Annotated in this window: 25 protein-coding genes; 9 read left to right on the forward strand and 16 right to left on the reverse strand. The window is 66.2% G+C overall.

Going from position 1 to position 23,687, the window contains the following annotated elements:
* From RQP53_RS01140 to RQP53_RS01155, 4 genes are all read right to left on the reverse strand, one after another.
* The gene (locus RQP53_RS01140) at positions 1-3,543 is read right to left on the reverse strand and encodes a hypothetical protein (protein WP_315648122.1); all 3,543 of its coding nucleotides are present in this window, start codon (positions 3,541-3,543) and stop codon (positions 1-3) included.
* A 147-nt stretch (positions 3,544-3,690) separates the two neighbouring features.
* Entirely contained in the window at positions 3,691-4,653 is a 963-nt protein-coding gene (hslO, locus tag RQP53_RS01145) for an Hsp33 family molecular chaperone HslO (RefSeq protein WP_315648123.1), read from the reverse strand.
* Positions 4,653-5,177 carry a gamma carbonic anhydrase family protein gene (locus tag RQP53_RS01150; RefSeq protein WP_315648124.1) on the reverse strand — a complete coding sequence of 175 codons (525 nt, stop codon included), beginning with the start codon at positions 5,175-5,177 and terminating at the stop codon, positions 4,653-4,655. The genes hslO and RQP53_RS01150 overlap by 1 nt, the downstream gene beginning before the upstream one ends.
* A gap of 100 nt (positions 5,178-5,277) precedes the next feature.
* Positions 5,278-6,060 (reverse strand): ferritin-like domain-containing protein, encoded by a 783-nt coding sequence (locus RQP53_RS01155; RefSeq protein ID WP_315648126.1) that lies wholly within the window; start codon positions 6,058-6,060, stop codon positions 5,278-5,280.
* A 109-nt stretch (positions 6,061-6,169) separates the two neighbouring features.
* Between RQP53_RS01155 and RQP53_RS01160 the strand changes: the two genes are divergently transcribed.
* Positions 6,170-7,060, forward strand: coding sequence for a DMT family transporter (locus tag RQP53_RS01160; protein ID WP_315648127.1), 891 nt, complete (start codon positions 6,170-6,172; stop codon positions 7,058-7,060).
* A 245-nt stretch (positions 7,061-7,305) separates the two neighbouring features.
* Positions 7,306-7,515 (forward strand): hypothetical protein, encoded by a 210-nt coding sequence (locus tag RQP53_RS01165; RefSeq protein WP_315648128.1) that lies wholly within the window; start codon positions 7,306-7,308, stop codon positions 7,513-7,515.
* A gap of 15 nt (positions 7,516-7,530) precedes the next feature.
* Here RQP53_RS01165 and RQP53_RS01170 read toward each other — a convergent pair whose 3' ends face one another.
* Positions 7,531-8,001 (reverse strand): Lrp/AsnC family transcriptional regulator, encoded by a 471-nt coding sequence (locus tag RQP53_RS01170; protein ID WP_315648129.1) that lies wholly within the window; start codon positions 7,999-8,001, stop codon positions 7,531-7,533.
* A gap of 171 nt (positions 8,002-8,172) precedes the next feature.
* On the opposite strand from RQP53_RS01170, the gene aptA reads away from it, so the two are divergent.
* The 6 genes from aptA (at position 8,173) to RQP53_RS01200 (ending at position 14,100) form a co-directional block, all read left to right on the forward strand.
* The gene (gene aptA / locus RQP53_RS01175; RefSeq protein ID WP_315648130.1) at positions 8,173-9,501 is read left to right on the forward strand and encodes an omega-aminotransferase AptA; all 1,329 of its coding nucleotides are present in this window, start codon (positions 8,173-8,175) and stop codon (positions 9,499-9,501) included.
* A gap of 2 nt (positions 9,502-9,503) precedes the next feature.
* Positions 9,504-10,313 (forward strand): gamma-glutamyl-gamma-aminobutyrate hydrolase family protein, encoded by an 810-nt coding sequence (locus tag RQP53_RS01180; RefSeq protein ID WP_315648132.1) that lies wholly within the window; start codon positions 9,504-9,506, stop codon positions 10,311-10,313.
* Positions 10,310-11,236: a DMT family transporter gene (locus RQP53_RS01185; protein WP_315648133.1), complete on the forward strand. Its 927-nt coding sequence runs from the start codon at positions 10,310-10,312 to the stop codon at positions 11,234-11,236. The genes RQP53_RS01180 and RQP53_RS01185 overlap by 4 nt, the downstream gene beginning before the upstream one ends.
* 86 nt (positions 11,237-11,322) lie before the next feature.
* A complete protein-coding gene (locus RQP53_RS01190) occupies positions 11,323-12,252 on the forward strand; it encodes a PIG-L deacetylase family protein (RefSeq protein ID WP_315648135.1) in 930 nt (309 codons plus the stop codon).
* A 93-nt stretch (positions 12,253-12,345) separates the two neighbouring features.
* Positions 12,346-13,017, forward strand: coding sequence for a DsbA family oxidoreductase (locus RQP53_RS01195; protein WP_315648136.1), 672 nt, complete (start codon positions 12,346-12,348; stop codon positions 13,015-13,017).
* 84 nt (positions 13,018-13,101) lie between these two features.
* On the forward strand, positions 13,102-14,100 hold the full coding sequence (locus tag RQP53_RS01200) for a recombination-associated protein RdgC (protein ID WP_315648138.1): 999 nt from the start codon (positions 13,102-13,104) through the stop codon (positions 14,098-14,100).
* Positions 14,101-14,113: 13 nt separating this feature from the next.
* On the opposite strand, the gene RQP53_RS01205 is transcribed toward RQP53_RS01200, so the two are convergent.
* The 8 genes from RQP53_RS01205 to dusA all read right to left on the reverse strand — a co-directional run bounded on the left by RQP53_RS01205 (position 14,114) and on the right by dusA (position 21,642).
* Entirely contained in the window at positions 14,114-14,551 is a 438-nt protein-coding gene (locus RQP53_RS01205; RefSeq protein ID WP_315648139.1) for a hypothetical protein, read from the reverse strand.
* A complete protein-coding gene (locus RQP53_RS01210) occupies positions 14,548-15,318 on the reverse strand; it encodes an FAD:protein FMN transferase (RefSeq protein WP_315648140.1) in 771 nt (256 codons plus the stop codon). The genes RQP53_RS01205 and RQP53_RS01210 overlap by 4 nt, the downstream gene beginning before the upstream one ends.
* A gap of 10 nt (positions 15,319-15,328) precedes the next feature.
* Positions 15,329-15,886 (reverse strand): FMN-binding protein, encoded by a 558-nt coding sequence (locus RQP53_RS01215; protein ID WP_315648141.1) that lies wholly within the window; start codon positions 15,884-15,886, stop codon positions 15,329-15,331.
* A complete protein-coding gene (locus tag RQP53_RS01220) occupies positions 15,886-17,181 on the reverse strand; it encodes a hypothetical protein (RefSeq protein ID WP_315648142.1) in 1,296 nt (431 codons plus the stop codon). The genes RQP53_RS01215 and RQP53_RS01220 overlap by 1 nt, the downstream gene beginning before the upstream one ends.
* Before the next feature lie 120 nt (positions 17,182-17,301).
* A complete protein-coding gene (locus RQP53_RS01225; RefSeq protein ID WP_315648143.1) occupies positions 17,302-18,453 on the reverse strand; it encodes a cytochrome-c peroxidase in 1,152 nt (383 codons plus the stop codon).
* 261 nt (positions 18,454-18,714) lie between these two features.
* Positions 18,715-19,275 carry a methylated-DNA--[protein]-cysteine S-methyltransferase gene (locus RQP53_RS01230; protein WP_315648145.1) on the reverse strand — a complete coding sequence of 187 codons (561 nt, stop codon included), beginning with the start codon at positions 19,273-19,275 and terminating at the stop codon, positions 18,715-18,717.
* Positions 19,276-19,282: 7 nt separating this feature from the next.
* On the reverse strand, positions 19,283-20,284 hold the full coding sequence (locus tag RQP53_RS01235; protein ID WP_315648146.1) for an MBL fold metallo-hydrolase: 1,002 nt from the start codon (positions 20,282-20,284) through the stop codon (positions 19,283-19,285).
* Between the two features lie 389 nt (positions 20,285-20,673).
* On the reverse strand, positions 20,674-21,642 hold the full coding sequence (gene dusA / locus RQP53_RS01240) for a tRNA dihydrouridine(20/20a) synthase DusA (RefSeq protein ID WP_434064054.1): 969 nt from the start codon (positions 21,640-21,642) through the stop codon (positions 20,674-20,676).
* Positions 21,643-22,193: 551 nt separating this feature from the next.
* Here dusA and RQP53_RS01245 point away from each other — a divergent pair.
* Complete coding sequence (locus RQP53_RS01245; RefSeq protein ID WP_315648149.1) at positions 22,194-22,433, forward strand: hypothetical protein; 240 nt, start codon at positions 22,194-22,196, stop codon at positions 22,431-22,433.
* Positions 22,434-22,521: 88 nt separating this feature from the next.
* Here the strand turns inward: RQP53_RS01245 and RQP53_RS01250 are convergent, their stop codons facing one another.
* From RQP53_RS01250 to RQP53_RS01260, 3 genes are all read right to left on the reverse strand, one after another.
* The gene (locus RQP53_RS01250) at positions 22,522-22,989 is read right to left on the reverse strand and encodes a hypothetical protein (protein ID WP_315648151.1); all 468 of its coding nucleotides are present in this window, start codon (positions 22,987-22,989) and stop codon (positions 22,522-22,524) included.
* Positions 22,986-23,270 (reverse strand): hypothetical protein, encoded by a 285-nt coding sequence (locus RQP53_RS01255; protein ID WP_315648153.1) that lies wholly within the window; start codon positions 23,268-23,270, stop codon positions 22,986-22,988. The genes RQP53_RS01250 and RQP53_RS01255 overlap by 4 nt, the downstream gene beginning before the upstream one ends.
* A 72-nt stretch (positions 23,271-23,342) precedes the next feature.
* Positions 23,343-23,594, reverse strand: a complete 252-nt coding sequence (locus tag RQP53_RS01260) for a hypothetical protein (RefSeq protein WP_315648155.1) — start codon at positions 23,592-23,594, stop codon at positions 23,343-23,345.
* Positions 23,595-23,687 lie beyond the last annotated feature (93 nt).

Raw genomic sequence — 23,687 nt, forward strand, 5'->3', positions numbered from 1 at the left:
TCAGATCGAGGCCAGGTACTCCAGCAGCTGCGCGCCGCCAGCGCTGCCCAGCGGTACCAGCAGGGCGCGCAGCAAAGGCTGCTCGAAGAAGCCGGCAAAGGCACCGGCGCGCATGTCTCGCACCTGCTCGATCAGCTTTTCGAACGGCTGTATCAAGTCCTTCCAATCGGCGCCGGCACCGCGCAGCCAGCGCAGATCGGCCTGCATGCTGGCCAGCGCCCGACTGCGCGCCTGCTCGACCACATGCTTGAGCAGCGCACTCATCAGCATCAACCAGAGTAAGAAAGCGCTGGCAGCCACGGCCACTGCAAGATTGATCGACCAGTTGTCAAACACCCGGCTGCGCGCCACCAGCAGAATGGCGAGCACCACGAAGGGCCCGATCACCAGCGGCGCCACTGTGGCCGTGCGGCGGGCGATCAGTTGCATGTCCAGCCAGTCATCCAAGAGGCTGTGATCGCCGGTGCGCCCCTTCTCCAGCCGCTGCTGCGGCAAGGCGGCAATGCCTTGCTGCCATTGCGGCGCCTGCGCCGCTCCGAGGCTCAGCGCAAAGCGCTTGATGCAAGTGGGCGGATAGACGCTGCGCCCCTTGTTCAGGTGCTGAACAAAGCGGCAGGCCAGCAGCGTGGCATCGGCAGCCGCCATGATCAGCATGGGTAACAGCAGCAACACCAGATACAGGCAGGCGCCAACCAGTTCGCGGTGCGTCGCCCCGCGGACGGGAATCGCCAGCGCGCTGCCTTGCGAGAAGAAATGGATCGCCGTCGCCCCCAAGACCAGACTGAGCAAAAAGCCGGCCAGGATGCGCAGCCCACGTGGCAAGGGAGCGCCGCGCAAGGCATATTCGGTCCAGAGACTTTGAAAGTCGCAGCTCAGTCCATCCGGCCGTGGCCAGCGCAGCACGCTGAGCCGGCGCAGGCCACCAGCCCATGAACGGGTCTGCTGGGCCGTGCATTGCGGCCGGACCTGCAGCCAGTCGCTGTCCTCGGCGAGCGAGTTCAGGCTGACATCCCAGATCAAGTCCCAACTCAGCACCAAGACCACCAGCGCAGCCAGCTGCAGCAGCAGCGACGGCCAGGCACTGACGCCTTCGAACCAGAGCAACGGTTCACAGTCGGTGCAGACCTTGCCGCCCAAGGGCAGCTGCACGAGCAGCAGTCCGCAAGCCAGCAATGCCAGTACGCCCACCCTCAGATGCATTCGCCTGAACCATTTCAGCGCCAGCGCCGAGCGCAGGATGGCAAAGCTCAACAGCGACAAGCCCAGTGCCATCACGCCCATCGCCAGTGGCGTCGCGGGACTTGCTGAAACGAAGCCGCGGAGGCTGCTGGCCACCAGACCCAGCACCCCGATATGCATGGCGCAGATGGCCGCAACACTGGCGCGCAGGCTGCCCTGCCCTTCCTTGCTCAGCGCCAGCCGCAGAGCGCGCAAGGCCGGTGTCGACGGCCAGACGAACAAGGCCGTCAAGAGCAGTCCGAACAAAAGCCCAGCCACGCGCCCCTGCCAACGCTCGGACCAGCTGTCCTCGGCAGTCTTGGACGCAGCGTCCAGGCCGACCGCGCGGCTGCGCCCCAGCTCATACAAGCGCGGCTGTTTCAGCATTGGCGCCACGGCACGGGCCTCGGCGTCGCGGCAGTTATCGTCGGCGCAGGCGGCGCTGCGAGCGGCCAGATACGAGGCCGTCTGGTACGAGTCGCGCAGCGGCGGCGTGCCCTGGCGCAGATCGGGCGTCCCGGCATCGCCGCCCAGCGGCAGCTCAAGCGGCAGGCTGCTGGCCACGATCAGATTGCGGGTGAAGGGCAAAGCGCGCGGATGCAGCAGACGGGCATCCATGTCGGTGGTGAAGAAGACCTTGTCACTGAAGCTGTCGTGCAGTGCCTGCAACACCAGCAGCTTGTCGTGCACATCAAAGCCGATCACGCCGATGGCACTGATGCGCCCATTGAAGCCCGAGCTTCGATCCATCTCGCTGCGCTGCAACTGCCCCGCCATCCGGCGCAGATAGTCGAGCTGATCACGCGCCTCCGGCCATTCGATGCGGCTGGCGTCATTGGCGTTGGGCGGTGCGGGCTTGTCGCCAGTGCCTCCGCCACTGTCCTTGCCGGTCACGCCATCGAGGCCGCGAAAGTAGTACATGACCTGAAGCTGCCAAAACTTTTCCTCGCCCGGCATGGCGGCGGTCAATTGGCTGCGTAACTCGGCAACCAGGGCCTGGGCATAGCGCGAGTCGCGCTCGGCCACCAGCACGATGCGCTGCCGATGTGTGGGCGACAGCCTCTGCTGCAACTCATTGACCAGGCGCTTGATCAGCAGATCGTCGGTCGCGATGGTGCGGGTGAAGCTGATCTTGGGCCGCTGGCGCTGGCCCTCCCGCATTGGCAGCAGCGGTTCCAGCACCTGGCCGAACTGCTCGGACAAAAAGTCGTCCACATCGGCCTTGGCCCCCAGTTCGCTCAGAAAGCGCGCTGGGGCTGTGGAAGCGGCGCTGAAGAAACGGGTGCGCGCCAGTTCGGCATAGCCCAGGCGCAAATCGTTGTGCCCCGCCGGCAAGTTCAGCCGGGTGGCCAGACATTGGCCACGCTCGCTCTTGTGCGGGTAGTCCTTGACGGTCAGGCTGGCTCGATCCAGATCGGCCAGCGCGGTGCGCAGCGCATCCGTCGACGAGGGGCCGATGACGGCGAAGTCCGCCAGTCGCTGCCGCTGGCAGGCTGGCTCGCCAGGCTGATCCTCGGACCGAACGCCAAGCAGGCGGACCGCCAGCAGGGCCAGGGCATTGAGCTTGGGCTGCGGCAGGGCACTCTCATCAATCCATAGCAGCAGAACACGTCGGTAGCGCTGATTGCCAGCCTTGGGCGCCCATTCGGCCGATAGCTCAAATTGCTCAAAAGGCAGCTGGAACAGTGCGGGCGCCCGCCCCTGATCGGCGTTGCCTGGCTTGCTGCGAATGGCCGTGCTGGCGATGGCCGCCGCTTCCGCGCCAGACAGCAGTTCGGCGCGCGGCACGCTGAGTAGCCCCAGGCGCTCGGCCTCGGTGGGCACATAGCCGACCGACTGCAGACCCGCCAAGATGGCATAGCGCGTGCGGCGCCGGCTCTCCTCAGCGCCGACAAAGGGATTGCCTGGTACCAATGCAGCCAGCACCAAAGTTTCGGGGCGGACCTCCGAGCCCCCACGCTTTTCAGGCGCGGCCAGGCTGGCGGGTGTGGCGGCTACCGCCGACGCGGCGCCTCTATCCCGCGGCGCCAGCAAGCGCAGCTGCTCATTCACCGTCTCCTGCCTGCAATCGAGCTGGTCCTGCGGCGCCTTGCTGCGCTTCTCGCAGCGCTCATTGCGCTCGCTCTCGTAGCGCCGGAGCGCCGCGAACGGGTCTTCCCACAGCCGTGCATCAATGGGGAACTGGCTCCCGATGGCGGCCTGGGCGCGCTCCTTCTCGGGCGGGCGAAGCGGCTCGAACACATGCGGCACCAGCTGAGTGCTCATCACAAAGGCGGCCAGCACCGCCAGGCTGGTCCAGGGCAGACCGGACTTCGCATCGCTCATTCAGGCTCCACGCCGCGTGGCTGCGGCACTGGAGGCTGACAGTCTCAGCTCTGCGCGCTCAGGTCAAGCGCAGATGTCCTTCGCCTTAGGGATGCCGCCACAACGCAGACTGCAACACAGCCATCGCGGCCCGCATGAGCGACAGGCTCAGTGCATCGCCCCGGCAGCCGGAGGCAGCTCGCCGCCGCCTTGCTGGCCGGCGAATAGACCGCCGACGTCCACTGCATCAAAGTGGTAGTGCAGGCCGCAGAAGTCGCAGGAGATCTCGACAATGCCGCGTTCGGCCAGCACGCCGTCGATCTCCTCGCGGCCGAGGCCCTTCAGCATATTGCCGACCCGCTCGCGTGAGCAGCTGCAGGCAAAGCGCGGGCTCAGCGGCTCGAAGCGGCGCACCGTTTCTTCCCAGAACAGCCGACGCAGAATGGTCTCGGCGTCCAGGCCGAGCAGCTCTTCGCTGGTCAGCGTGGCGGCCAGCATGCTGATGCGGTTGAAGGCGTCAGACAGGCCGATATCGTCCTCGTTGCGCGCCCCCAGATTGCCCTCGCCCTCGATGGGCAGGCGCTGGATCAGCAGGCCGGCAGCGATCTCATCGTTCGCGGCCAGCACCAGCTTGGTGTCCAGCTGCTCCGACTGCAGCATGTAGTGCTCCAGCACCTCGGAGAGCTTTTGCAAGGGTTCGCGCTGATCGCCGTGTAAGGGCACCACGCCCTGGTAAGGCTGCTGGCCGGGGAATTTGTCCTTGGGGTCCAGCGTGATGGCGCAGCGGCCCTGGCCCCCGACGTTGAGCATGGCCTCCAGCTGCGCACCGGCCGGCACCTCGCCAACCACCTTGGCGGTGCTGCGGAAGCTCAGGTCCGGCTGCACTTCGGCCACTGCCAGCTTGACCGGGCCGTCGCCCAGCACCTGCAGGATCAGCGAGCCATTGAACTTGATATTCGACTGCATCAGCACACCAGCGGCGGCCATCTCGCCCATCAACGCGCGCACCTCGGCCGGCGTCTGGGCCGAGGAATCGCGGCGGCGCAGCACTTCCTTCCAGCTGTCGGTCAGGCGCACCAGCATGCCGCGAACCGGCAGGCCTTCGAACAGAAACTTGTGCAGCTCACTCATCACTTCAACTTCTTCAGTTCGGCCGCATAACGCTGACCGTTGCGCACATAGTGCGCGGCACTGGCCGACAGGCCAGCAATCTGTTCGGGCGACAGCGGCCGCACGACCTTGGCCGGCACGCCCATGATCAGGCTGCCATCCGGGAATTCCTTGCCTTCGGTCACCAGCGAGCCGGCGCCGACCAGGCAGTTGCGTCCGATCCGCGCGCCATTGAGCACCACCGCGCCAATGCCGATCAGCGAGTTGTCGCCCACCGTGCAGCCATGCAGCATCACCTTGTGGCCCACGGTGACGTTTTCGCCCAGCTGCAGCGGATAGCCGGTGTCGGCATGCAGCACCGAGCCGTCCTGGATGTTGCTGCCGCGGCCAATCGTCAGGCTGTCGCTGTCACCGCGCAGCACGGCCTGGAACCAGATGCTGACGTCCTCCGCCAGACTGACACGGCCGATCACCTCGGCACTGTCGGCCACCCAGGCGCTGTCGGCCACGTCGGGGCAGTGTTCGCCCAGTTGGTAGATTGCCATCGCTGTACTCCCGGGCTCGCTGCCGCAAAGCCCACCATTTTAGAGAGAAGCGGCGCCGGCCGCTCGGGAACGCATGAGCACTGCAATCACTGTGCGGCGCTCAAGGCGCCGCCAGCCGTTCCAGTTCTTCCTCGCTGAATCCAGCGGCGCGGCGCGCCGCCAGATTGAAGGGCGCTCGCGGCCGCGGCGCCTCGTAACGCTGCACCAGCGCCTCATAGCTCAGCACCGGGTCCAGCCCGCGCTGGCTGCAGACCCAGCGATACCAACGATTGCCGGCCGCCACATGGCCAATCTCGTCTCGCAGGATCACATCCAGGATCTCGCCGGCCCGCAGATCGCCGGCGCCAACCAGCTTGCGCTTGACCGCCGGCGAGGCGTCCAAGCCACGCGCCTCCAGCGTGCGCGGCACCAGGGCAATCCGGGCCAGGATGTCGTCCTGCGTGCGCATCGCCATCTCCCACAGGGCGTTGTGGGCCTGGAAGTCGCCGTAGTCAAAGCCCAGCATCAGCAGATGCTCGCGCAGCAGCGTGAAGTGCTGGGCTTCCTCCTTGGCGATGGCAATCCAGTCGCGATAGAAGGCCTCGGGCAGATCCGGGAAACGCCAGACGATGTCCAGCGCCAGGTCGATCGCATTGAGCTCGATATGGGCGATCGAGTGAATCAGCGCGGCGCGGCCCTCGACGGTACGCAGCGAACGCTGGGCCAGCTGCACATGAGCCACCAATTCGGGGCGTGCCGGCCGCCCCGGAATGCCGGCGACCGCAGGCAGGACTTCCGCGGCGCCGACGGGCAGGCTGGCATCGAGAGCCAGGGTGAGCTGCGCCTTTTGCACCGCATCGGTGGCCAGCAGGGGCGCCAGAGCGGCGGTTCTGAGAGAGAGCATCTGCGCATTTTACGAAGCCCCGCCGGGCGACTTTCCCGCCCCGCCACCTATGATGCCGGGTTTTGCCCGCCAGCATTCCCGGCCGGCACCGCCTTGCGAAAGCCCTCTCGTGACCCGTGTCCAAGCCAATTTGCTGCTGCTCGTCATCGCTCTGATCTGGGGTTCGGCCTTCGTCGCTCAGGCCCAGGGCATGGGCGTGATCGGGCCGATGATGTTCACCGGCATTCGCTTCCTGGTCGGCGCGCTAGTTGTTGCCCCGCTGGCCTGGCGCGAGTGGCAGCAATTGAACGCCCAGCAGCGTGCGCCAGGCCGGCGCGAGGCCGGCAAGATCACCGCCTTGGGCGTTCTGATGCTGATGGGCGCGGCCATGCAGCAGATTGGCATCGTCCACACCTCGGTCACCAATGCCGGCTTTCTGACCGCGCTTTACGTGCCGCTGGTGCCGGTGCTGGGCATCTTCTTTCACCGCCACTGGCCGCATTGGTCGGTCTGGCCGGGCGGGCTGGCCTGCCTGGTGGGTGCCTTCCTGCTGTCCGGCGCCAGCTCGCTGCAGATCGGCGTGGGCGATGCCTGGGTGATTGCCAGCGCCCTGCCCTGGGCGGTTCATGTGCTGATGGTCGGCCGCGTGGCCGACAAGATGGCGGCCCCCTTCTGTGTCGCCAGCGGCCAGTTCTTCGTCACCGGCCTGATGGCGCTGCTGTGGGCGCTGGCCTTCGAGCCGGCCACGCTGCAAGCCGTGCAGGCCGCCGCCTGGCCGATCCTCTATACCGGTGTGATGTCGGTGGGCGTGGCCTTCACCGCGCAGGTGGTCGCGCAGCGCTATGCCCATGCAGCCGATGCCGCCATCATCCTGTCGTCGGAAACCGTCTTCGCCGCGCTGTTTGGCTACTGGATGATGGGCGAGCGGCTGAGCCCTTCGGGCCTGGCCGGCTGCTCGCTGATCTTCATCAGCATGACCTTGATTCAACTGATTCCGGTGCTCAAGCGGCGGTATTCGTGATGGTTATGCAAGAAAGTACGGGTTTACCCCACAACTTGTCATAGGGTTTTCACCAATCCCTGCGACACTTACGCCTGTGACGCCCTGGAGGGCATCACAAGGCCTGAGGCAGCAGACAGATCCTGCTGCCGACCGCCAAAACCGATCGGCATGAGGACGTGCCGCCCGGCTTGGTGAGGGTGCAGCCGCCAACGGCCACCCGCAAGGTCTTCTCAACCACAGTCCATCAGACCATGAGAAGCTCCATGTTTGCATTCAAGAATTTCATTGCCCCCGTCGCCACCCTGGCCCCGCTGCGCAGCAGCTTCGTTGCCACCACGCTGGTCGCCGGTACCGACATCCAGACCACGCCCGCCGAAGACGTCTTTGCCACCTCGCGCCTGGAAGAAGTCGGCCTGATGGCCGTCAACGGCCTGTTCGGCCTGACCCTGCTGATCGCGCTGATCGGCGGCTGAGCCCCGAGCCCCAGCTCACAACTCGAAGGCGGTCGTTTTCTTGATCGTGCGCAGCACCAGCATCGAGTTGGAGCGCGCCACTTCGGGCAGGTGCATCAACACCGCGGTGTGCATGCGCTCCAAGTCCTCCGAATCACGGTAGGCAAAACGGATCAGGTAGTCGTTGGTTCCCGCCACGTAGAAGCAGTCCAGGATGTCCGGACTGTCCTGAACCGCCTGCTCGAAAGCCGCCAGCGCCGCTGGCGACACGCGCTCCAGATTGATGATGGTGTAGCTGCTGCCCTGTTTGCCGACGGCCTTCGGGTTGACCAGCGCCACATACTGCGCAATCACCCCGCTCTCCTCCAGCTGCTTCACCCGCCTCAGGCAGGCCGAGGGCGACAGATGGACACGCTGCGCCAGCTCCACATTGGAGAGCCGGCCGTCACGCTGCAGCTCGTTCAGAATCGCGCGATCAATCGCATCCAGTTTCACTTCTGCCGCCATCGTTCGAATTTCCTGCGAAAACCAGCCAGAAGTATCGCAGCAAGTTGCAAACCCGCCCGTGACGCAGCGACGAAAGCGCAAGCACATTGCGCCGATTGCTGCATAGACTGTGGGACCGGCGGGCAGCGCAAGACCTGACCCCGCCTTGACCGACAGCGAGGAGCACAGGCGATGAGCGAAGACACAAAGACCGCGGGCCCGGCCATGGATGCCTATTGGATGCCGTTCACCGCGAACCGGCAGTTCAAGAAATCGCCCCGGCTGCTGACCCGCGCCGACGGCATGTATTTCGTCGACGACAAGGGCCGCCAGGTGCTCGACGGCATCGCCGGCCTGTGGTGCGTCAACGCCGGCCACAACCGGCCGCGCATCGTCTCGGCGATCCAGCAGCAGGCGGCCGAACTCGATTTCGCCCCGCCCTTCCAGATGGGCCATCCCAAGGCCTTTGAGCTGGCCGAGCGTCTGGCCGCGCTGACCCCAGCCGGCCTGAACAAGGTGTTTTTCACCAACTCCGGCTCCGAATCGGTGGACACGGCGCTGAAGATGGCCATCGCCTACCACCGTGTCCGCGGCGAGGGCGCGCGCACCCGTTTGATCGGCCGCGAGCGCGGCTATCACGGCGTGAATTTCGGTGGCATCTCGGTCGGTGGCATGGTCGCCAACCGCAAGATGTTCGGCACCATGCTGGGCGGCGTCGACCACATCCGCCACACCCACGATCCGGTGCGCAACAGCTACTCGGTCGGCCAGCCGGCCCATGGCGCCGAGTTTGCCGACGATCTGGAGCGCCTGGTCGCGCTGCACGATGCGTCGACGATTGCCGCCGTCATCGTCGAGCCGGTGGCTGGCTCAACCGGTGTGCTGATCCCGCCGCAAGGCTATCTGCAGCGCCTGCGCGAGATCTGCGACAAGCACGGCATCCTGCTGATCTTCGACGAGGTCATCACCGGTTTCGGCCGCACCGGCCATCCCTTTGCGGCCCAGACCTTTGGCGTCACGCCTGATCTGATGACCGTCGCCAAGGGCCTGACCAATGGCTGCGTGCCCATGGGCGCGGTGTTCGCCAAGCAGCAGATCCACGACACCTTCATGAACGGGCCCGAGCACCTGATCGAGTTCTTCCATGGCTACACCTACTCGGCCCATCCGCTGGCCTGCGCCGCTGCGCTGGGCACACTGGACACTTATGCCGAGGAAGGCCTGCTGACGCGCGCCGGCGAGATGCAGGCCTACTTCGCCGAATGCCTGCACAGCCTGAAGGGTGAGCCGCATGTGATCGATGTGCGCAATATCGGCCTGGTCGGCGGCGTCGAGCTCTCGCCGCTGCCGGGCGAGCCGGCCAAGCGGGCCTTCTCGATTTTCCTGGACTGCTGGGAGCAAGGCCTGTTGATCCGCACCACCGGCGACACCATTGCGCTGAGCCCGCCACTGATCATCGAACGCAGCCATATCGATCGCATCATCGACACGCTGCGCGCCGCGCTGCGCCGGGCCGCCTGACGATGGGGGCAGCATCAGCTCCCCCGGTGGTGCTGCTGCCGGCCGACCATAGGCGGCTTGGCGAGCAGCGGGTGCAGTTGGTCGTCACCCAGTATGTCGAGGCCGTGCGACTGGCCGGCTGTCTGCCCCTGGTCGTGCCGGCAGCACGGCCCGAGGAGCTGGAGGTGTTGCTTGAGATGGCCGACGGCGTGCTGCTGACTGGCTCGCCGTCCAATGTTCACCCCAGCCATTTCGGCGAGCCCGTCCATGACGAGAGCCTGCCGCTGGACCCGGCGCGCGACGCCTGGACCCTGCCGCTGATTCGCCTGGCGCTGCAGCGCGGCGTGCCGCTCTTGGGCATCTGCCGCGGTTTTCAGGAAGTCAATGTGGCGCTGGGTGGTTCGCTGCACCAGGCGGTGCAGGAGCAGCCGGGCCTGCAGGACCACCGCGCCAGGCCGGCGCCGGCGACCCTGGCCGAGCAGTACAGCCCGGCACACGAGATCGCCATTGCGCCTGATGGCCTGCTGGGGCAACTCCTGCCAGCTCCGCGCTTGTTGGTCAATTCGCTGCATGGTCAGGGCATCAAACGCCTGGCCGATGGTCTGCAGATCGAGGCACGGGCCGACGATGGCCTGATCGAGGCCTTCAGCGTGCCGGGCAGTGCCGGCTTTGCGCTCTGCCTGCAATGGCATCCGGAATGGCAGGCGGCTGACAACCCGGCCTCGATGCAGCTGCTCAGCGCTTTTGGCGCGGCCTGTCGCCAGCGACAGCGTGAACGTGAGCGTGAGCATCAGCGCCACGCCGCGACCCTGACCGATCGGCAAGCGCTGTGAGGGCCGGCCTGCCCTGGCTGGCCTATGGCTGCCTGGCGCTGTCGACCAGCCTGGTCGGCAGCTATGTGGGTCTGAGCAAGCTGCTGCTGCTCAGCTTCCCTGTCTTTTTGCTGGCCTGGCTGCGCTTCGGCCTGGCGGCGGTGCTGATGCTGGGCTGGCTGCGCCGTCGCGCGGATGAGCCGCCATTGGACGGGCGCACGCGTGGCCTGCTGTTTCTTGAATCGCTGCTCGGCAATTTTCTGTTTTCGATCTGCCTGCTCTACGGCCTGCGGCAGAGCAGCGCCGTCGTCGCCGCCATCGTGATGGCCGGCATCCCGGCCGCCGTGGCCTTGCTGAGTCGCATCTTTCTGGACGAGCAACTGCGGCCGCGCAGCCTCGCCGGTATTGCCCTGAGCGTGGCCGGCATTGCCTGGATCGGCCTCGCACGCGTCGACGCCGGCGCTGGCGCCGCACTGGCGCAGCCGCCAAGCAGCGGACTGGGCGTGCTGCTCTTGCTGGCTGCGGTGTTTTGCGAAGCCTGCTACGTCGTCATCGGCAAGCGCCTGACGCAAGACCTGCCCCCACGCCGCATCAGCGCGCTGATCAATCTCTGGGGCCTGCTGCTGGTCACGCCACTGGGCCTGAGGCAGGCGCTGGACTTTGATTTCGCTGCTGTCAGCACGAGCGCCTGGCTCTTGCTGCTCTTTTACGCGGCCGCTGCCAGCATGATCACCGTCTGGCTGTGGATGGCCGGGCTGCGCCGGGTGCCGGCCGCCCAGGCCGGTGTGTTCATGGTCTTTCTGCCGATGGCGACCACGGCCGTGGGCGTGCTGGTGCTGGGCGAGTCCTTGAGCGCGGGACTGCTACCCGCCATGCTGCTGGCCCTGGCCGGCGTGCTGCTGGCCACCTGGCCCGAAGCCCAACCGCAGCCGCGTTTGCCCTGACGTAGTTTTCCTACGCTTGCACTAATATCCGGCCTCAAGGCCTTGTGCAGCCGCGCACAACAGGCAGCAGACCTGAGAAGTATCTGATGTTGTCCCTTCCCCAGCAGCGCGCTGCGCACATTGACACCCTGACCGGCACCCTGACCGATGCCGCCAATGAGTTTCAGCACTGGCATGACTGGGTCTGCCAGTTCGCCCGGCTGATGCAAGTCAGCGATGCCGAGCCCCCGCTGCCTCAGGCCAAGAGCCAGGCCCCGGGCGGCCACTGCATGATTTTTTCTCCGCACCCCGACGACGAATGCATCGTCGGCGCCCTGCCGCTGCGCCTGCGTCAGGAGGGGCAATGGCGGGTCAGCAATATCGCCGTCACCTTGGGCAGCCGGCTTGATCGCCGTGCCGGCCGCTGGAGCGAATTGCAGCAGGCCTGCGAACTGCTGGGCTTTGACACCCGCAAACTGGGTGACGATGGCCTGGAGCAGGTCAAGCCCGAGACACAAGACCTGGCGCCCACGCTGTGGCGCTCGCATGTCGAGCGGGTTGCGCAGTTGATCGCCGACGAGCGCCCGGAGCTGATCCTGCTGCCCCATGCCGGCGATGGCATCGCCACCCATATGGGCGTGCACCACCTGGTCACCCAGGCGCTGGCACGCAGCAGCCATCGCTGCGTGCTCGGCCAGACGGAGTACTGGGCCACCCAATCCAGCCCGAACTGCATGATAGAAACCAGCTGCGCCGATACCGCCCGGCTGGTGCAGGCCCTGGCCCAACACCGCGGCGAGGTCGAGCGCAACCCCTACCACCTGCGCCTGCCGGCCTGGATGGCCGACAACGTGCGCCGCGGCGGCGAAATGATCGGCGGGGCCGGCTCAGCACCGCCCGATTTCGGCTTTGCCACGCTGTACCAGCTCAGCCTCTGGGGCGGCGGCGCCTGGCGCCAGGATCTCAGCCCCAGGCTCTGCCCGGCCAAGGAACGCTTGAACGGCAACTGGTTGCGCGCCACGGCGGTGGCACGCTGAGCCGATACAGCCGAGCCGCCTCCGCGGCTTCGCTCGATGCAGCGGCAAGACCTGGCCTGGGCAAGTGAATGCTGCATCGGCTAGAGTCCCGCCATGAAGATCGATTTTGTTTCCGACGTGTCCTGCCCCTGGTGCGTCATTGGCCTGAAGTCGCTGGAAAAGGCGATTGATCGCCTCGGCCCCGAGTTCAGCTACACGCTGCAATTCCAGCCCTTCGAGCTGAACCCGCGCATGGCCGACGAAGGTCAGGATCTCGAGGAGCATCTGCAGCAGAAATACGGCAGCACGCCTGCGCAGGGCGCCGCGGTGCGCGAGGCGATTCGAAAGCGCGGTGCCGAGCTCGGCTTCACCTTCGACCTGCAGGCGCGCAGCCGCATCTACAACACCTTCGACTGCCACCGCCTGCTGCACTGGGCGGGAACCCAAAGCGCCAGCGCTCAGCACGACCTGAAGCTGGCCCTGTTCAGCGCCTATTTCAGCGAAGGCAAGAAGCCAAGCGACCATGGCCTGATGCTGGAGAAAGTGGTGGCACTGGGCCTCGATGTGGCCGAGGCGCAAGCGGTGCTGAGCAGCGATCGCTACGCCGCCGAGGTGCGCGAGCAGGAAGACTTCTATCACGCCCAGGGCATTCACTCGGTGCCCTCCATCATCATCAACGACATGCACCTGATCCAGGGCGGTCAGGAGCCCGAGGTCTTCGAGCAGTTGCTGCGCCAGGTGGCCAGCGCCAGCGACCTGCCGTCCCAGGTTCCCCGCGAGGGTTGAGAGACAATAGCGCCAAGCGTTTTCAGAGCAACACAGACGCCCGCCACCGCGGGCGTCTTCTTTTTCCACAGAGCAGGATTGGCCGTGTTCAAGAACCTGATGGTGTATCGCTGCGGCGCCGGCTGGCAGCCGACGGCAGCGCAGATTGAAGAAGCCCTGGACCAGGGCCGTTTTGTCGAATGTGGCGCCACGCAGGCGATCTCGGTCGGTTGGGTCGAGCCGCGCGGCATCAAGCATGGGCCGCTGGTCGAGGACATCGGCGGCCATTGGCTGCTCAAGCTGGCGGTCGAGCAGCGGGTGCTGCCGGGCTCGGTGGTCAAGCGTCGGGTCGACGAACTGGCCGCGCGCATCGAGCAGGAAACCGGGCGCAAGCCGGGCAAGAAGGCCAGCAAGGAGCTGAAGGAGCAGGTCACCCAGGAACTGCTGCCGCAGGCTTTCACCAAGCAGAGCAGCATCCGCATCTGGATCAATCCCCAGCAAGGCCTGCTGATGATCGACGCCAGCTCGCCGGCCCGCGCCGACGAGGTCGTCACCCTGCTGATCAAGGCCTGCGAGGGCCTGTCCTTGCAGCTGGTGCAGACGGCAGAATCGCCGGCGGTCTGCATGGCCGCCTGGCTGATGGACGGCGTCGCACCCGAGGGCTTCAGCATCGATCGCGAATGCGAGTTGAAGAGCGAGGACGAGATGAAGTCGGTCGTCCGCTATGCCCGCCATGCGCTGGACATCGAGGAGGTGCGCCAGCACCTGCAATGCGGCAAGGCGCCAACCAAGCTGGCGCTGACCTGGCGTGATCGCGTGTCCTTCATGCTGACCGACACGCTGCAGATCAAGAAGATCAGCTTCCTCGATCTGGTCTTCGAGGGCCGCGACAAGGCCAGCAAGGACGAGGCCTTTGACGCCGACGCGGCCATCGCCACCATCGAGCTGGGCAAGCTGATTCCCGAGCTGATCGACGGCCTCGGCGGCGAGCACGATTTCGCCGCTGGCGGCGCCCTGCCGAGCGAGCTGCCCAGCAGCCTCGCACTCAGCCCCGCTGCCGACAGCACGGCTGAGGCAGCCCTCGAAAAGGCGCCTTGGGACTGAGCCGGCTAACGCTTCAGATCCTCTGGCGCCGCGGCCGGTGCAGCCACCAGCCCAGCAGTGCAAACACACCGAGGCCGGCGTGCAGCCCGCCCAGGCCAGCGTGCCAGGTCTCGGGCACGAGGTAGTACAGCGCATAGGCGCTGAGCACCGCAGCGCCCAACAGCGCCGACAGCAGCAGGCCCGTCGCGCGCTGGCGCGCTCGGCGATGGCGCCGGGCCAGCCGCCAGCCGGCCGGCACATGCTGACCGGCCAGCGCCCCCAGCACCAGCAGGGCCAGCATCGAGGCCAGGCCGTGCAGGCGCATCAGCCAGCCTTCGGCTGGCAGCGGCAGCTCGTCGTCAGCGCGACCGTAGTGCAGCAGCAGCCAGGCCAGGCCACTGAGCGTCAGCACGGCCAGGCAAAAATAGGCAGCACGCTTTTGCCAGCGCGGCAGGCGGAGCAAGGGATTCACGTCGTTTCTCCATGCAGCCAGGCCTGTGCCTGCAGCCGCGACAAGAGCGGATGGCTGGCATCACCGCTGGCCGCCACGATCTTGCACAGCGCATCGGCCCACAGGCAGCGCGGCGCCGCCACGCTGACATGCCGGGCCGGTGATCGCTGGCCAGCAGCGGCCTGAAACAAGCGGCTGCGGCTGTGTGGCAGGTAGCAGCTGGTGGCAAAGCTGCCGTTGCAAAGCTCGGCAAATGGTCGCACGGCGCCCTGCTCTTCATCGCGCAGCTGCAGCGCCACGGGCCGCGGGCCGGACACCCGCAGATCACCGCCGGCATTCACAGCCACCCAAGCCGCTCCACAGCGACGCAGCGCCGCCACCGCCCGATCAACGGCGTAGCCCTTGGCCAGGCCACCCAGGTCCAGCGCCACCTCGCTGGCCAGCTTGTGCAGACGCCCGCCTTGCAAACGCCAGCCCTGTGGCGCGCTGCCCTGGCTGATGTCGAACAGCCCCTCGCTCTGCGCTTGCAGCCAGGCGGCCGCGGCGAACACCCGCTGGCTGAGCGGCTGCAAGGCCAGCGATTCGCCAGTGGCGAGGGCGTGAAAGCGACTCAGCTCGCTGTCCGGCTCGAAGCGTGACAAGGCACCTTGCACCTGGCCAATGGCCGCAAAGGCTGCCTCAAAGCAGGCCGGCGAGACCTCGGCCGGCAAGCTGATCTCGACCAGGGTGCCGAGCAGCGGGCGGGCCCGCCTTTGCACATCCGCGCCCTGATCGTGCAGCTCGCTCATGCCGCTTCACTCATGCCAGCACAGCGCTGCGCCGGGCCAGCTCAATCACCTGCACGATGCGCTTCACGCCCTCGGTGACATGGCCGCAGCTGAGCGTCGCGCCGGAGATGTTGGCGATGTCATCGCCGAGCTTGATCGGTGCGGCGGCTGTCTTGCCGACGAACTGCTTGCGCCAGGCCGGCAGCCGGATTTCGCTGCCGTGGCTCTCGCGGTAGGCCAGGATTTCGACGCCCTTGAGCACCCCATCGGCGCCCACGCCGACCGCATAGCTGATCAGCTCGAACTTGCCGATCACCTCGTCGGCCACCAGCACGCCGAGCAGTTCCTTGCCGCGCCAGGCCAGTCGCAGCGTCCAGCGTGCGCTGCGCGGCTTGACGCCACTGGCGGCGAGCTTTTGCAGCTGCTCGGCATCCAGCTGCCAGTAGCGCTGCTCGAAGCGATCGGCCTCGGCAAACAGCAGCTTGCCGGCCTGCTCCACCGTCAGGTAATTGACGGCAAAGGCCGAGGCCGGCGCCAACGCCGCGCCGACCAGGGCCGGTGCCGCGAGCAGCACGCTCATCCGCGCCATCAGAAGCTCCAGCCCAGGCCGAGGTTGAAGCGGTCCAGATCACTGTTCTCGCGGAAGCGCTGCCAATCCGCCTTGAAGACCACGCCCGGCGTCAGCTGGAAGTTGGCGCCCAGGGTGATGACGCGCTCGGCAGGCGCCACCGCCGGGGTCAGGCCTTGCCCCAGATCGGCATAGCGGCTGGCCGTGTTGAACTGCTCCCAGCGCACAAACGGCGTCAGCGCATAGCTGCCCTGCTCCCACAGCTTGTAGCCGGCCTGCGCATACCAGCCTTCGAAGCGCGAGGGGATCAGCGTGACACCACCGACAAGCGGCAGGTTCAGCTGCGCCGTCTTGCTGATGCTGCCGCGTGTGTAGACACCGGACAGATCCCAGGCGCCGGGCGTCCAGCGGGCGTGCACGTCCCACAGCGTGATGCGCGAATCAACAGCCGTTTGCTTGTGCGTCGCCTGGCCGCTGAACAACGAGGCGCCCAGCAGCAGGCCCGGCACGCCACGCCAGTTGGCAGCGCCGAACAGCGCCAGATCGCGCGAGCGGGCCTGGGCCATTTCCTGGTGGATGGCACCCAGCGGCGACTCGCGGCCTTCGCTGCTACCGGCGTCCCATTTGTTCAGATCGAAGCTCGTCGAGATGCCGCCCTGCAGCGTCAGGCCGTTGTCCAGCGTGGCCACCAGCTGCAGCCCGCCTTCGCGCCAGGTGCTGGGGATGATGGCCGTCTCAACAAAATTGCGCTCGACGCCCAGATAGGCCGAGGGTTCGTGGTTCTCGTTCAAGAGGCCCATGGGCATCAGGAACAAGCCGCCATGCAGCGCCAGGCTGGGGCTCAGCTGGTGCTCGATATAGGCCTGTTCGATGGCGACTTCGCCGGCATCGTCGGCAGAAGCGACTGCATGCTCGACCTCGATCTCGGCCACCACCTTGGTCTTCTCGTCAAAGCGGTGCTGATAGCCCAGCACCAGGCGGCGCAGATCGGCGCTGGCGTCCTTGCTCGACTTGCTCGGGCGGTTGTAGTTCAGCTCGGCATAACCACTCAAGACAGTGGCCGGCTGGGCGGGCGGCAGCTCGGCGCTGCTCAGGGTCGCCGGCGGCGGCTGGACCGCTGCGGTGGCCACTTTGGCCTGCGCCGCTTGTGCAGCCTGGGCCTGCTGCAGCTGCCCCAGCTCGGCGCGCACCTTGTTCAGCTCGGTGGCCAGCTGGTCGAGCCGACGCATCAGCTCCTGTTCGGTGGCGCTTTGCGCCTGACTGCTCGCGGCTCCCAGGCTGAGCGCCAGGGCCAGGCTCAGGCGGGTCAGGGACAAGCGCGGAGAGGAGGTGTTCTTTGCAGACATAATCGATGGAATGATTTGAAGCTTGAAGAGGCTGATGAGCGGCGTCGTGCCGGCCGTGCCAATGAAGAGGAAGGCTGCGATGCGGGCGCCTCAGCGGCGATAGCCATCGCTGAGCGTGGCCAGGAAGGCCAGCACATCGTCGATCTCGGCCTCGCTGAGCGCCGGCGCCTGGCCGGGCACGCGGTTGTAGGGGCCTTCCGTGACGTTGACATTGGCCTTGAAGGCCTCGGGCAGATCGTCGAACTTGTTGACGCTGCCATCGGCATTGCGGCTGTACCAGCGCTCGGGATCAGTGTCGCGGCTGACGTAGAAGCTCAGCACCTCGCGCAGTGAGTCGAAGCGGCCGTTGTGGAAGAACACCTGGCGCAGCGCCACGTTGCGCAGCGAGGGCACCTTGAACTTGCCGCACAGATCGCTGCGCGCGGCCAAATCGCCGCCATCACGCGCGCACAGGCCCAGATCGAAGAAGCCGGCATCGGCGTTCTGCTGCAGCTTGGGGTTGCGCGGCACGCCCAGCGCGTCGTAGGTGAAATCGGTGAACAGCGGGAAGCTGCCATCAGTCCCCTTGGCCGAGGGGTGGCAGGCGGCGCAGTTGCCCTTGTCCTTGGCATTGAACAGCGCCAAGCCGCGCAGTTCCTGCGCGTTCAGGGCGGTTTCGCCGCGCAGGAAGGCATCGTATTTGCTGCTGTAGGCGCGGAACTCGCCGTCTTGCAGCTGATAGGCCTGCAAGAGCAGACCCAGGCGCTGCACGGCCTGCTCGGGCTGGTTCAGGATGTCGGCCCCGAACATGGCCTTGAACTCGGCCGCGTAAGGCGCCTTGGCCAGACGCGCCACCAGGTCTGCGGCGCTGGCATTGGCCATTTCCTTGGGATTGAAGAAGGGTTTGGTGGCCTGGTCCTGCAAGGAAGCGGCGCGTCCGTCCCAGAAGAAGCCGCCGGTGGGCGTGCCTTCCTTGTTGAAATGAAAGGGGGTATTGCTGGCCAGATAGCGGATGCCTGGGCTGGAACGCCCGCCCTGCTGATCCAGCCCGGCACCGCCCAACTGGGCCGACAGGCTGTTGGCGCCGGCATGGCCGGTGGCCGGCGCATGGCAGCTGATGCAGGCCTGCGCGCCGGAGGCCGACAGACTGACGTCCTTGAACACCTTCTCGCCCAGCGCTGCCTGCGCGCTCAGATCCGGCGTGGGCACTGCATTGCTGGCACCGCCGCCGCCGCAAGCGCTCAGGGCGAGCAGCAAGGCCATGGAAGCGGCAATAGAAGTGGCTGTAGAAAAGGCAAAGCTAGCGCTGCGGGCGCCACCTGCCGCCCGTGCGGGAACCAGACTGGGGAACATGGAAGAACTCGTTATCGAATATGCCAATGATAACGATTCGCATCTACATATTCCATCCGACAAGCGCCTGTAGTTGATGCAGCGCAATATTTTTTGGCGCAAGCGCGCTTCCGCCCGCGCAAGGCCCCCCGGCGACGTCGCCGCGCAAGCGGCTTCAGTGGCCCGCGCGATTCAAAACAGCGCGCCCTGCTCCCCCGCCAATTGCCCGCAGGCGCGGGCCTCAATGGCCAGCAGCCGGCGCTTGGTTTCGACCCCGCCATGGGCCGAGAACCCAACCGCCGCGCCGCCACTGCCCATCACCCGATGGCAAGGCACGATGGGCGCAAACGGGTTGGCCCCTTCGGCCTGACCGACCGCTCGCGCCGCGCCAGGCACGCCCAGCGCCACGGCCAGTTCACCGTAGCTGCGCGTCTGGCCGACGGGGATCTGCCGCGTCAGCGCATGAACGCGGCGATTGAACGGCGGCACCCGGCGTTCATCGAGGGGGATTTCCAGCAGATCACGCAACTCGCCGCTCAGCAGCGCCTGGATGCCCGCCACTGCTGCGCCCATCGCGGCGGGCAAGTCGGCCGTCTCGCAGGCTCCCGGGAATCGCGCCAGCATCCGCTGCCGGGTCGCCTCTGGCGAATCCTCTGGCAGCTGCGACCCGACCACACCAAGGGGCGTCCAGGCGATGGCGCAGCAGCCAAGCGCGGTGTCAAAGCAGTGAAAGTGCAGCGTCTCGATACTCATCGCGGTTTCAGTGTCGTTCAGGCAAGCCGGCAGATTCAGGCGCGCAAAAGCGAAGCCGCTGCTTTTCACTTCGCAGACTGTGCTCGAGATAGTAGGCGAGCATCTGCCGCGCCCGCGGCTGCTCTTCGGCAGCCACCAACGGCCCCAGGGCGGACAACCAGGCCTCGCCACACTGCGCAGCCGTCGACTCACTCGCAGCACAGCGCAGCAAACCAGCATAGGCTGCCCGGTAGCGATCGAAGTCCACCCGCGCCAGCACCGGGCCATGGCCGGGGATGACACGCTCGAACCGCTCTTCAGCCAGTGCGTCCAGCGCCCTCAGCCACCCCTCCGGGCAGGCGGTATCAAGGAACGGAACCGGCAGCGTCAGCAGATCCCCGCTGATCAAGGTGTTCGTCTCGAGATCAAGCACCCAGACATCGCCGCCACTGACCGCCGTGCCCAGCACGCCAACGCGCAAGCGCCGCCCGGCCAGTGTCAGCGGCTGCGGACCGCCCTCGATGAGGTGGTCCGGCCGCAAGGCCTGAGCCTGCTGCAGCAAAGCCAGATCAATGTCCGCGCTGGCGCGGCTGACCGGGTCGAGATCGCCGCTCGCCAGCAGGCCTTCGAGCTGCCGCTGGTAGTCAGCCAGCCAGCCCTGCAGCGCTTTGCCAAGCGCTGCACTGGCATAGGCTTGCAGCCCAGGGCGCGCGCGGCGCAACAAGGCATTGCCGCCCAAGTGGTCCAGATGCCAGTGGCTGTTGATGATGAAGAGCGGCTGCTCGCCATGCTCATCGCCTGTGCTGATGAAGTCCAGCAGCGCCTGCGTGTGCACGGCATGCCGGCCGCTATCAACGATCACCCAGCCACTGGCGCCACGCAGCAGCACGCTATTGCCGTCAGGCTGAGCCCCCGGCGCATGGTGGCCGGGCAGCCAGAACAGGCCCGGTGCCAGTGCCATCGTTTGCGCACCTAGGCCTGATGGCAGCATGGCGAACAGCAGCACGAACAGAGCAGCAATGATGCGCATGGCCCTGCTCCTCATTGGAATCAATGGCCTAGGGAAGGTCTGCATAAGTCGGCGTGGGCCGTGGTTGAGAGCAAAGGGGCGGCCCTACAGCAATGATTTACGGCGCGCTGCGAAGGTCGGGCTGGTGGCCCGACAGCCGAGCAGCGCAACGCCCGTGGGGGCCCCTTTTCTCTCAACCCGCAGGGCAAGCACCAGCCACGCCCTGCCGGTGTTGCGAGCCTTGCGCAGGCCACCAGCCTGAGCTGCGGCTCGCGCCTAGGCAGGCCCCGGCTGGTGCTTGCCACGGCCCACGCCGACTTATGCAGGCCTTCCCAAGCATGCCGGGCGCCCGCAAACGCAGCCAGTGCCGGCCGCCATGCCTGAGCTATGCCATACCGCCCTTCAAGGCCTCAGGCGGCGCGCGCTTGCTCCAGATGGGCTTGCACGCCCAGCCGCGCGGCCGTGGCCTGGGCCTGCACCTCGCGCGGCGGCAGCGTCTTCAGCTTGTGGTCGGACCACACCTGGCGCCAGCGTCGGGCGCCGGCCGCGCCATTCCACAGCCCCAGCGCATGGCGCATCGCCTGCGGCCAGCCACGGCCCTGAGCCTGCACGCGTTCCAGATAGTCCATCCAGGCAGCCTCGACCGCCTCACGACTCTCAGCCGGGCCGTTCTGCCCATAGAAGCGCTGATCCCAGCCGGCCATCTGCCAAGGCTCGTGATAGGCCTGACGGCCGACCATCACGCCATCGACATGCTGCAGCTGCTCGGCGATCTCATCGTCGCTCTTGATGCCGCCGTTCAGCACGATGGTCAGCGCCGGGAACTCACGCTTGAGCTGGTGCACCAGCTCATAGCGCAGCGGCGGCACCTCGCGGTTTTCCTTGGGCGACAGGCCCTGCAGCCAAGCATTGCGGGCATGAACGATGAAGACCTCGCATCCCGCCTCGGCGATCTGGCCGACGAAATCGCGGACGAAGTCATAGCTCTCGATGCGGTCGATGCCAATGCGGTGCTTGACCGTCACCGGAATGCCGCAGGCATCACGCATCGCCTTGACGCCATCGGCCACCAGGCCCGGCTCGGCCATCAGGCAGGCGCCGAAGGCACCGCGCTGCACCCGTTCGCTCGGGCAGCCGCAGTTCAGATTGACCTCGTCATAACCCCAGCGCTCGGCCAGCTTGGCACAGGCTGCCAGGTCGGCAGGCTCGGAGCCGCCCAGCTGCAGCGCCACCGGGTGCTCCTCAGCATTGAAGTCCAGATGCCGCGGCTGATCGCCATGCAGCAGCGCACCGGTGGTGACCATCTCGGTGTAGAGGCGCGTCTGGCGCGTCAGCAGGCGGTGGAAGTAGCGGCAATGCCGATCGGTCCAGTCCAACATGGGCGCGACCGAGAGGCGCCAGGGGTTCAGCGTTTCTTGCACCCGCCGATTATCTCTGAGCCCCAAAAGCGAACACCAGGCAAGGCATCACGGCGGTGGCATTCCGTCTCCAACTGATCAAACACCAATCGAAAGCAGCGAGCGCCATAAACGAACAGCAGGCGCGCGCCGAACTGCTTGCCCAGCAACTGAGCCCACGCCGGCCGCTCGCGAAGAACTAAAGATGAAGCTCATCCCTGCCCGCTGAAACGAGTTTCGCCAACCGACCATCCAGTCGATCGAAGACGGCTCCAAGCTGCGGATTCACTGCAATCAAGTGGCCCCACTGAATACCAACGTTCGTATGCCGTGGCCAATAGCCGTTTGTCGAGTGGAGCGTGACCCCAGGGGTTCCCGCGCTGGGTTCCTGTGTGCGGTGGCTGGCCTGCTCACCGCCGCGCCGTCGCTGGCCCGCGCTCGGGAAGCTGCCCTGAAGACCGTCGCACTGGCCAGTATCCCGAAGCTGAGGAGGCCGCCCGCGAGGCGCTGCGCATGAGCTTGGAGTTCAAGTGATGAGCGACGACCAGACCACTACCACCGCCCCGCGCACCGGCCCATGGTGGGTGCAGTCCTCGGTGTGGCACACAGGCAAGGACTCGGCCTTTGTGTTGACCACGCCCAACAGCCCCAAGGATCGCGGCGCACTGATGGCCCGCGTGTACGTCGCCCACCCGGACGGTGAATGCGATGCAGCCCGCGCCGTCTTCGCCACGCAGGCCGCCCAGGTCGCCGGTGCCCAGGTGTTGATCTAGGCACTGCGCTCGGCTGTCGGTAGCGGCTCGCTGCCCCCGGAGGTGGCCCAGGCGGTGCGGTATGCGCTGGCTGCGGCGGGCGGTTAGGTCAGTCGCCGATCAAGTCCGGGCGATGCTTGTAGACCCACTCGGCGAACAACAGCCGATTGCCAATGAACTCGTGACGCAACTTCACTGAGTTGCCGATGGCCCGCGTAATCATGTAGATCGCTTGCGTCTCAAGCGGCACCGAGAACTCCGCTTGATCGGACACCTTGCGGTCCTTCATCTTGTGCTTTAGCAGGTTCCGGGTGAAGTTGAAAACTTCGTCCTTGAGTTGCTTTTCGGACGCTCCTTGCGGCTCTGCGGCGCGAATCTGTGCAACGTGGTCATCGAGTGCCGTTGGATGCCCGGCTGTCTTTAGCATCTCACCCAGGATTCCGTCTGCTGCGCCAGCCAAAGTCAGGGCGCAGAGGTAGTCGCGCTCGTTGATGAAAAGCGCGATGGCCCGGTCAAGCTGATGCATGGCCGCTTCCTCTTGTCGGAAGACGATCTTGCTGTCGCCGATGCTTGTCATAGCGTGCAGTAAGCGATGCCGATCTGTGGCCCCGTGTCCTTGCGGCAGACCATAGCGCCCGGCGTGGACTTGCTATCGCAGAGCATGTCTGCCCAGTCCTTGTGACTTTGGCAACTGCCCATGTCTTTGAAGCGAGCGCCGACAAAGCAGTTCGTCACGCCTTGACCGCAGATGACGTAGCGAACAGGGGTGTCGCCCTTCGCGCCCTTGATCCCGCCGTCCGAACTGCCGCCGCAGCCCGACAGCGTGAGCGCCAAGCCCATGCAAATTAGTAGCCTCATGAATCGCCTCCCTGGCGCGAGTACTCGATCCGCTTCTGTAAGGGGCTGGGCCTCACATCGTGCTTGGCGAGCCTAGAAGATCGGCTGCGTTGCTGGTCCACATGTGCCGAAGTGAATCAAACCACCTTTGCCCACGCGGATGGTGGTTTGCAACTCTCCGGTGAATCTATTGATGGTCAGCGACTCTGCATACCGACTATTGCCGATCTCGTAACTCACATCAGCCGACAGCTCCGCTTCCGTCATGGTGCCCGTAAACTGGGCGCCGAGCCCCTGCTTTTGCACCGCGATTTTTGAGTCCCCAAGCCGCAGGACGGTAAACAACGCCTCACCACTCGTCGCACTCCGCTTCCCTTGGTCATCGATGGTGTGGGAATACTTGCAGACCAAACGGATGGGTTTCGTTTCTCCCGCTGC

Origin of the sequence: Roseateles aquae, from assembly GCF_032337115.1 — a bacterium.
In the GTDB taxonomy this organism is placed as follows: domain Bacteria; phylum Pseudomonadota; class Gammaproteobacteria; order Burkholderiales; family Burkholderiaceae_C; genus Roseateles_C; species Roseateles_C aquae.